The organism is Microbacterium sp. H6, from assembly GCF_003314775.1.
Classification (GTDB): Bacteria; Actinomycetota; Actinomycetes; order Actinomycetales; family Microbacteriaceae; genus Microbacterium; species Microbacterium oxydans.
In genome coordinates, this window is sequence record NZ_QOAY01000254.1 from 11,168 (window position 1) to 19,309 (window position 8,142).

Annotated in this window: 8 protein-coding genes and 1 pseudogene; 2 read left to right on the forward strand and 7 right to left on the reverse strand. The window is 67.3% G+C overall.

Annotation, left to right across the window (positions count from 1 at the left end; genetic code table 11):
* The 7 genes from DSP71_RS16175 to sufB all read right to left on the reverse strand — a co-directional run.
* On the reverse strand, positions 1–1,187 hold a 1,187-nt coding region (locus DSP71_RS16175), incomplete at its 3' end, for an MFS transporter (RefSeq protein WP_258546500.1).
* Positions 1,184–2,338 (reverse strand): MalY/PatB family protein, encoded by a 1,155-nt coding sequence (locus DSP71_RS16180; protein ID WP_113681599.1) that lies wholly within the window; start codon positions 2,336–2,338, stop codon positions 1,184–1,186. The genes DSP71_RS16180 and DSP71_RS16175, both read right to left, overlap by 4 nt.
* Positions 2,339–2,430: 92 nt before the next feature.
* Positions 2,431–2,760 carry a metal-sulfur cluster assembly factor gene (locus tag DSP71_RS16185; RefSeq protein ID WP_021200756.1) on the reverse strand — a complete coding sequence of 110 codons (330 nt, stop codon included), beginning with the start codon at positions 2,758–2,760 and terminating at the stop codon, positions 2,431–2,433.
* A gap of 9 nt (positions 2,761–2,769) precedes the next feature.
* The gene (sufC, locus tag DSP71_RS16190; protein WP_046749145.1) at positions 2,770–3,540 is read right to left on the reverse strand and encodes a Fe-S cluster assembly ATPase SufC; all 771 of its coding nucleotides are present in this window, start codon (positions 3,538–3,540) and stop codon (positions 2,770–2,772) included.
* A gap of 3 nt (positions 3,541–3,543) precedes the next feature.
* Positions 3,544–3,870 (reverse strand): non-heme iron oxygenase ferredoxin subunit, encoded by a 327-nt coding sequence (locus DSP71_RS16195; RefSeq protein ID WP_046749146.1) that lies wholly within the window; start codon positions 3,868–3,870, stop codon positions 3,544–3,546.
* On the reverse strand, positions 3,867–5,072 hold the full coding sequence (sufD, locus tag DSP71_RS16200) for a Fe-S cluster assembly protein SufD (protein ID WP_113681600.1): 1,206 nt from the start codon (positions 5,070–5,072) through the stop codon (positions 3,867–3,869). The genes DSP71_RS16195 and sufD overlap by 4 nt, the downstream gene beginning before the upstream one ends.
* A complete protein-coding gene (gene sufB / locus DSP71_RS16205; RefSeq protein WP_021200759.1) occupies positions 5,073–6,491 on the reverse strand; it encodes a Fe-S cluster assembly protein SufB in 1,419 nt (472 codons plus the stop codon).
* A gap of 233 nt (positions 6,492–6,724) precedes the next feature.
* On the opposite strand from sufB, the gene DSP71_RS16210 reads away from it, so the two are divergent.
* On the forward strand, positions 6,725–7,831 hold the full coding sequence (locus DSP71_RS16210) for a heme A synthase (RefSeq protein ID WP_052748805.1): 1,107 nt from the start codon (positions 6,725–6,727) through the stop codon (positions 7,829–7,831).
* 67 nt (positions 7,832–7,898) lie between these two features.
* A pseudogene (locus DSP71_RS24120) lies at positions 7,899–8,142 on the forward strand (hypothetical protein); the annotation flags it as partial.

Sequence of the window (8,142 nt, forward strand, 5' to 3'; positions counted from 1 at the left end):
GCGGACGAGTTGAACCCCTGATTGGTCTCGTTCGAGTACGCGAGCGTCAACACGGTCAGGCGCGGGTAGAGCAGGCCCATCCCGCCGCCGGCGAATGCCCAGCCGACGACCACCAGAGCGGGCGAGACATCGAAGACCGTAGCGAAGAGCACGCACAGCATCGCGATCAGCAGCGAGCCCAGGCTGATCGCCGTGATGCGGCGGTTGCCCAGACGCTCTCCGAACCGCCCCTGCAGGGCTGAGGCGGTTGCCCACGCCAGTGCCGCCAGCATCAGGGCGATGCCCGCCCAGGTCGCACTGAAGTCGAACTTCCTCATGAGCAGATACGGGATGTAGGCCTCCGTGGCGAAGAACGCACCGGCGACGATGCCGCGCATCAGCACGACGCTGGGCAACCCGGGTCCGGCTCGAAGCGTACCCCGTGGCAACAGCGGCAGCACCGCGAACCCGATCGCCAGCACGGCTCCGATCGCGACGGGCCACCCGATCGACGGCTCCATCTCGGCCGAGAAGCCGATGACGACCGCGAGTACCGCCACCACCACTGCGAGCAGCAGCCGGACGACGAGCGCCCTCCGATCCTGCGGTTCCCCCTGCCCCAGGTCGACCCCACGGAGCCGCACCGCGATCATGAGGAAAGCCGAAGCGGTGAGCACGGCCACGCCGAGGAAGGCCCAGCGCCAGTCGAGATACTCGGCGACGGCTCCCGCGAGGAACGGACCGACCATCGACGGGACGACCCAAGCCGCGGCGAAGGCGGCGAAGATGCGCCCGTGCAGGTGAGGCGGGTACAGCCGCGCCACCACGACATAGAGCGCGACCGTCTGTCCACCCGTCCCCAGCCCCTGCACCAGTCGCCCGATCAGGAACTGGTGCATCGTGACGGCGAAGCCCGAGATCAGCAGGCCGACGATGAAGAGCGACACGGCGACGTACAGCGCGCCGCGGGGACCCCGGGCGTCCGACCATGCTCCGGTCGCGACCATGCCGATCACGCTCGTGGCCAGCGTCCCCGCGAAGGCGACGGCGTAGAGCGCCTCTCCATTCAGGGCCGCGCTCACGATGGGCATGACGGTCGTGACGGCGAGAGCCTCGATCGCCGCGAGGAAGATCAGTGCGACCGCGCCGAGGGTCACCCAGATGCGGTGACGATCCCAGATCGTCGCGGCCTCGGACGGGGCGGTCATCGGCCGACGAGCGACGCGATGCGCTCGATGGCCTCGGTGAGGATCTCCGGACTGGTGCCGAAGTTCAACCGCACGTGGCCTGCGCCCTCCGCGCCGAAGGCGGGCCCGAAGTGCAGGGCGACCTTCGCGTCCTTCAGGATCCGTCTGGCCGGGTTGTCGCCCCACTCCAACGCGGTGAGGTCGATCCACGCCAGGTAGCCGGCATCGGGAATGCGGTACCGCGCTCCGGGGAGGTGCGCGGCGAGCAGATCCCCGAGCAGCAGGCGGTTCTCGTCCAGAGTGCGCAGCAGCCCGTCGAGCCACTCGTCGCTCTCCTCCGAGAACGCAGCGACGGCGGCGAGCAGACCGAACTGCCCGGTGCGCCATTCGACCTCGACCGGGAGTCCGCGCACCACGGCGCTCGTCTCGTCGTCGGCCGTGACCATGAGGGCGCATTTGAGCCCGGCGAGGTTGAAGGCCTTGCTCGCGCTCACGAGCGCGTACCCCACCCGCTGCGCGACATCACTCACCGCGAGGAAAGGTGTGAACCCCGAACCCGGCTGGGCGAGCGGCGCGTGGATCTCGTCCGACACCACGGCGACACCGAACTCGTCGGCGAGCTCCGCGAGAGCAGTGAGGCTGTCGCGTCCGTGCACCGTACCGGTGGGGTTGTGGGGGTTGCAGAGCAGGATGGCCGTCGCTCCGTCTTCGAAGGCGGCGCGGATCCCGTCCAGATCCAGCTCCCACCGGGTCCCGGTGTCGCGGAAGGGAACCCGCTCCACCTCCGCACCGGCTTCGGCGACCAGGTCGTAGAAGGGCGGATAGACCGGCGGCGTCACGACCACGCGCTCCCCCGGCTGCGTGACACGGCGCAGGATCTCGACGATCCCCATGCTCACATCCGCCGTGCTGCGGATTCGCGCGGGGTCGGGCTCCCACCCGTAACGGCGGGATGCGAAGTCCGAGAAGGCCTGCGCAAGAGGGGTCCTCGACGCCATATAGCCGGTGTCGCCGATCTCGACCGCACGCTGCAGGGCCGCCGTGATGGCAGGCGCGAGAGGGAAGTCGGTCTCGGCGACGAACAGGGGAAGCACGTCGGCCGGATACTCCCGCCACTTCTCGCTCGTCCGCTCGCGAAGCTCGGCCAAGGGCAGGGCTTTCACCTGAAGCATTCGTTCTCCCGAGTCTCGCCCCGCACCGGTGCGGAGTCAGCGAAGCGGGCGCGTAGTCGCGCCCGCTTCGTCCTGCTTGACGTTCTGTGCGGTCAGATCGCGAATCCGAGAGCGCGCATCATGTCGCGCCCGTCGTCCGTGATCCGCTCCGGACCCCACGGGGGCATCCAGACCCAGTTGATCCGGAAGCGATCGACGACGCTGTCCAGAGCCTGAGCGGTCTGATCCTCGAGGACGTCGGTGAGCGGGCAGCCGGCGCTGGTCAGCGTCATGTGGATGACGAGAGCGTCGTTCTCGTCATCCCAGGCGAGGTCGTAGATGAGGCCGAGGTCGACGACGTTGATCCCGAGCTCGGGGTCCATGACGTCTTTGAGAGCCTCGGTGACCGCGTCGTACTTCTCGTCCGTGAGGGTCGCTGTCATGCGATCAGCCTACGCCTCGATGGGGGCTGCGGGGTCGAGGAAACGGTCGTATCCCTCGTTCTCCAGCCGGTCTGCGAGCTCGGGGCCGCCCTCTTCGACGATCTTTCCCGCGACCACCACGTGGACGAAGTCGGGGCGGATGTAGCGGAGGATGCGGGTGTAGTGCGTGATCAGCAGCACGCCGAGTCCGGTGGACTCCTTCGCGCGGTTGACGCCCTCGGAGACGATCTTGAGCGCGTCGACGTCGAGGCCGGAGTCGGTCTCGTCGAGCACGGCGAACTTCGGCTTCAGCACCTCGAGCTGGAGGATCTCGTGGCGCTTCTTCTCGCCACCGGAGAAACCCTCGTTGACGTTGCGCTGCGCGAACTTCGGGTCCATGCGCAGGTTCGACATGGCCTCCTTGACGTCCTTGGTCCAGCCGCGGATCGCCGGCGCTTCGCCGTCGAGGGCGGTCTTGGCCGTGCGGAGGAAGTTCGTCACCGTCACGCCGGGGATCTCCACCGGGTACTGCATCGCGAGGAACAGGCCGGCACGGGCCCGCTCGTCGACGCTCATCTCCAGCACGTCCTGACCGTCGAACGTGATCGAACCGGACGTCACCGTGTACTTCGGGTGACCGGCGATCGTGTACGCCAGCGTGGACTTGCCGGAGCCGTTGGGGCCCATGATCGCGTGGGTCTCCCCCGTGTTCATGGTGAGGTTGATTCCGTTGAGGATCGGGGTGGTCCCCGCCTCGGTCTCGACCGTCACATGCAGGTCGCGGATCTCGAGAACAGACATTCTTCAGACTTCCTTAATCACAGTCGGATCGATGAGCACGTCGTCGCCGTCGATCTGGACGACGTAAACCGGGACCGGCTCATACGCGGGGAGATTCTGGGGCTTGCCGGTGAGGAGGGAGAACGCGGAGCCGTGTGCCCAGCACTCCACCGTGTCGCCCTCAACGAAGCCCTCGGACAGCGAGATGTCGCCGTGCGTGCAGGTGTCGCCGATGGCGTGGATCACTCCTTCGCCGTCCTTGATCACCGTGATGGGCACGCCGCTCGGGTCCACGCGCAGCGGTGTGTCCTGTTCGAGGTCGGAGACTCCGCAGACGCGTTCGGCGGTCATGCGCTCACCTCGGCGAGCTCCGCCTCGATGGCCGCCAGCAACTCGGTCTCGAGGGTGGGGATGCCGAGGCGCTGCACGATATCGGTGAGGAATCCGAGCACGACCAGACGACGGGCCTCCTCCTCGGTGATGCCGCGGGCCTGAAGGTAGAAGAGCTGCTCGTCGTCGAAACGACCGGTCGCACTCGCGTGCCCGGCTCCCAGGATGTCGCCGGTCTCGATCTCGAGGTTCGGGATCGAGTCGGCACGAGCACCCTCGGTCAGCACCAGGTTGCGGTTCGCCTCGTAGGAGTCGGTGCCTGTTGCGTCGGCACCGATCAGCACGTCGCCGATCCAGACGCTGTGTGCGTCCTCGCCCTGCAGCGCGCCCTTGTAGAGCACGTCGCCCTTGGTGTGCGCACCCTTGTGGTGCAGGTAGACCTGGCTCTCGAGGTGCTGACCGCCGTCGGCATAGGACAGCCCGTAGAGGTATCCCTCGGATCCGGCGCCCGTGAGCTCGACGCTCGGGTTCACGCGCACGACACCGCCGCCGAAGCTGATGACGAAGTGCTTCAGCGTGGCATCGGCACCGACGGTGGCCTGGTGAGCCGCGGCGTGCACCGCGTCATCGTCCCAGCGCTGCAGGCTGATGACGGTCAGGCTCGCGCCGTCGCGCACGATGATCTCGACGTTCTGCGCGTACTGCGCGGAACCGGAGTGGTCGAGCACGACGGTGCCGCGCGAGTGCGGCTTCGCCTCGATGAGGATCTGACCGAACGCACGCTTATCGGCGCCCGTGCCCGTGATCGGGACCACGACCGGCTCGTCGAGCTCTGCCTCAGCCGGGAGCTGGATGTGCAGTCCACGCGGGCCATGCTTCCAGGCGAGGGCGCTGGAGAGATCTTCAGGACGGAAGAACTCCCCGTAGGGCCCTTCCTCATCCGAGGAGGGCTCCAGGAACGCCTCGACAGCGTCGAGACCGTAGGTCACGGCGTTCTCCTCGCCCGGCTCATCGGAGAAGAGTCCGGCGAGCTTCGCCACCGGCGTGTGCTTCCAGTTGACCTCGCGTCCGGTCGGTGCTCCGAAGTCGGACGGTTCGAACGAGTGCGGCCGCTCGGAGCGGGTCTGCACCGGGACGAAGCCCGCCGCCGCGACCTGAGCCGCAGGGTCGATGTGCGCGTTCGTGTGCTGCGCCTCACTGGGCGCTGTCGTCGAGGCCGCCATTTAGCCGACCGATCCTTCCATGCCCATCTCGATGAGCTTGTTCAGTTCCATGGCGTACTCCATCGGCAGTTCTCGGGCGATCGGCTCGATGAAACCGCGCACGATCATCGCCATGGCCTCGTCCTCGGGCATACCGCGGGACTGCAGGTAGAAGAGCTGCTCCTCGCTGACCTTGGAGACCGTGGCCTCGTGGCCCAGCTGCACGTCATCGACGCGGATGTCGATGGCCGGGTAGGTGTCGGAGCGCGACTTCGTGTCCACGAGCAGGGCATCGCAGCGCACGGTGTTCGCGGAGTGGTGCGCAGCGGCATCGACACGGACCTCGCCGCGGTAACCGGCACGGCCGCCTCCGCGTGCGATCGACTTCGAGACGATCGACGACTGCGTGTACGGCGCCATGTGGATCATCTTCGCGCCAGCGTCCTGGTGCTGACCGGGTCCGGCGAAGGCGACGGACAGGGTCTCGCCCTTCGCGTGCTCGCCCATCAGGTAGATCGACGGGTACTTCATCGTCACCTTGGAGCCGATGTTGCCGTCGACCCACTCCATGGTCGCGCCTTCGTAAGCCACGGCACGCTTGGTGACGAGGTTGTACACGTTGTTCGACCAGTTCTGGATCGTCGTGTAGCGCACACGGGCGTTCTTCTTCACGATGATCTCGACGACGGCCGAGTGCAGGGAGTCCGACTTGTAGATCGGGGCCGTGCAGCCCTCGATGTAGTGGACGTAGCTGTCCTCGTCGGCGATGATCAGGGTCCGCTCGAACTGGCCCATGTTCTCGGTGTTGATGCGGAAGTAGGCCTGCAGCGGGATCTCGACGTGCACGCCCTTGGGGACGTAGACGAACGATCCGCCCGACCAGACAGCGGTGTTCAGCGCGGCGAACTTGTTGTCACCGGCGGGGATGACCGTGCCGAAGTACTCCTCGAAGAACTCGGGGTGCTCGCGCAGAGCGGTGTCGGTGTCCATGAAGATGACGCCCTGGGCCTCGAGGTCCTCGCGGATCTGGTGGTACACGACCTCGGACTCGTACTGCGCGGCGACTCCGGCGACCAGGCGCTGACGCTCGGCCTCGGGGATCCCGAGACGCTCGTAGGTCTCGCGGATCTCGGCGGGGAGGTCTTCCCACGTCTGCGCCTGCTTCTCGGTGGAGCGGACGAAGTACTTGATGTTGTCGAAGTCGATCTCGCTGAGGTCTGCACCCCACGTCGGCATCGGCTTGCGCCCGAAGAGCTGGTATCCCTTGAGCCGGGTCTTCAGCATCCATTCGGGTTCGTTCTTGAGGCTCGAGATCCCCCGGACGACATCTTCGGAGATGCCGCGTTTCGCGATGGCACCCGCAGCATCCTCATCGTGCCAGCCGAATTCGTACACCCCCAGACCGTCAAGCTCCGGGCGGTCGATCAGCACATCCGACATCCAACACTCTCCTCACAGGTCCCAAACGGTGTCATCCGCCCCGACACACCTGATCCCCGTCGAGTCTGCGGGAGCGGGTGCCGTTGGTGGGCCCTCATCACCGGCGCTTCCATCGCGCCTAAACTGTTGACGATGCTTCAGCGCTGTCAGCGCCCATCGCAACAATCCGATTCTACAGGTTCCGCCTGGCGGACGGGCCATGCCCGCCACGTCTCGCGCGGTCCGGAGGACTTATGCCCGAGACGTTGATCCCCACCACCTCGACGACGCGAGGGGTCGCTCCTCGTTCCGCGTCCTGGGGGCGTGCGTTGACGGTCTTCGCGTGGTTGTCGTTCCTCAGCGAGACCATCATCATCGGCACCGGCGGAGCCGTCCGCCTCACCGGTTCGGGCCTCGGATGCTCGGACTGGCCGCTGTGCACCCCGGACTCCCTCGTTCCCATCCTCGAGGTGCAGGGCATCCACGGGATCATCGAGTTCGGCAACCGCCTGATGACCGGTGTCGTCGGGATCATCGCCCTCGTCGTCGTGCTGCTGGTGCTGCACCTGTTCACCGGAAAGCGCGGCCTCGTCAACGCGCTCTGGTTCGCCTTGGGCGGGATCGTCGCGGCTGCCGCCGCGTTCGCCATCGCCGCTCCTCTGCACTTCCCCGCCTCGCCGATCGCCCTGGGGGTGCTGCTGGTCGCCGTGATCGCTGCGGCAGTCCGCTCCGTGCGCTCGACTCCCACCAGGCGCGACCTCGTCCTGCTCGCCTGGCTCGTGCTGATCGGCGTCGTCGCGCAGGCCCTCGTCGGCGGCATCACCGTCCTGACCGGGCTGAACCCGTTCATCGTCGGTTTCCACTACACGTCGTCGCTGCTGCTCGTCTGCATCACCGCGGCGTTCCTGGTGCGGCTCCGGACGCCCGCCGGCCCGCGAGAGCGCGCAGTGCCCGCCTGGTTCGCAGCCGTGACCCACGTGACGGGCCTCGCACTCGCCGTCACGATCGTGTTCGGCGTCCTCACGACGGGGTCGGGACCGCATTCCGGTGACGCCGACGTCCTGCGCCACGGCTTCGACGCGACGGTGCTTGCGCACGTGCACTCCTGGCCCGGCTACATCCTCGCCGCGCTGGTCGTCTTCCTGACGGTGACCGCCTGGGTACAGCGTCTGGAGCCCCGCCGCTGGCTCCTCGTCCTCGTGCTCGCGATCCTCGTCCAGGTCGGTGTGGGCGTGTGGCAGGCACGAGAGGGCCTCCCCCCGCTCCTCGTCGGGATCCACATGGTGCTGGCCTCGCTCTCGGCAGCCACCTACACGGTCGTCGTGCTGCATCTGAAGCGCACGGCCGCCGTCGAGGACTGATCTCCGCACAGTCGACTCATAGCTCCCGCATCGCGGGCTCATCAGCGCATCCGCAAGGGTGGGTGTCATGAACAAGTCACTCACTCGAAGCATCGGATTCTGGCTGCTCCTGGTCGTCTCCCTCGCCACGACGGCCGTCGGCGCCTGGCTGATCTCCGGTCAGATCGCCACGATGACGACCACGCTGCTGGATGGCACCGCCACCGGCGTCGAGGTCTACGTCGGACAGTCGCTCGTCGTCGTGGGTGCCGGAGTGCTCGCCGCAGGGATCGTCGGCATCCTGCTCACGCTCGGACTCGTCGCCGCCCGCG

Coding starts and splice junctions, on each gene's coding strand:
- DSP71_RS16180 (WP_113681599.1), bottom strand. CDS start 2,338: ATGCTTCAGGTGAAAGCCCTGCCCTTGGCCGAGCTTCGCGAGCGGACG.
- DSP71_RS16185 (WP_021200756.1), bottom strand. CDS start 2,760: ATGACAGCGACCCTCACGGACGAGAAGTACGACGCGGTCACCGAGGCT.
- sufC (WP_046749145.1), bottom strand. CDS start 3,540: ATGTCTGTTCTCGAGATCCGCGACCTGCATGTGACGGTCGAGACCGAG.
- DSP71_RS16195 (WP_046749146.1), bottom strand. CDS start 3,870: ATGACCGCCGAACGCGTCTGCGGAGTCTCCGACCTCGAACAGGACACA.
- sufD (WP_113681600.1), bottom strand. CDS start 5,072: ATGGCGGCCTCGACGACAGCGCCCAGTGAGGCGCAGCACACGAACGCG.
- sufB (WP_021200759.1), bottom strand. CDS start 6,491: ATGTCGGATGTGCTGATCGACCGCCCGGAGCTTGACGGTCTGGGGGTG.
- DSP71_RS16210 (WP_052748805.1), top strand. CDS start 6,725: ATGCCCGAGACGTTGATCCCCACCACCTCGACGACGCGAGGGGTCGCT.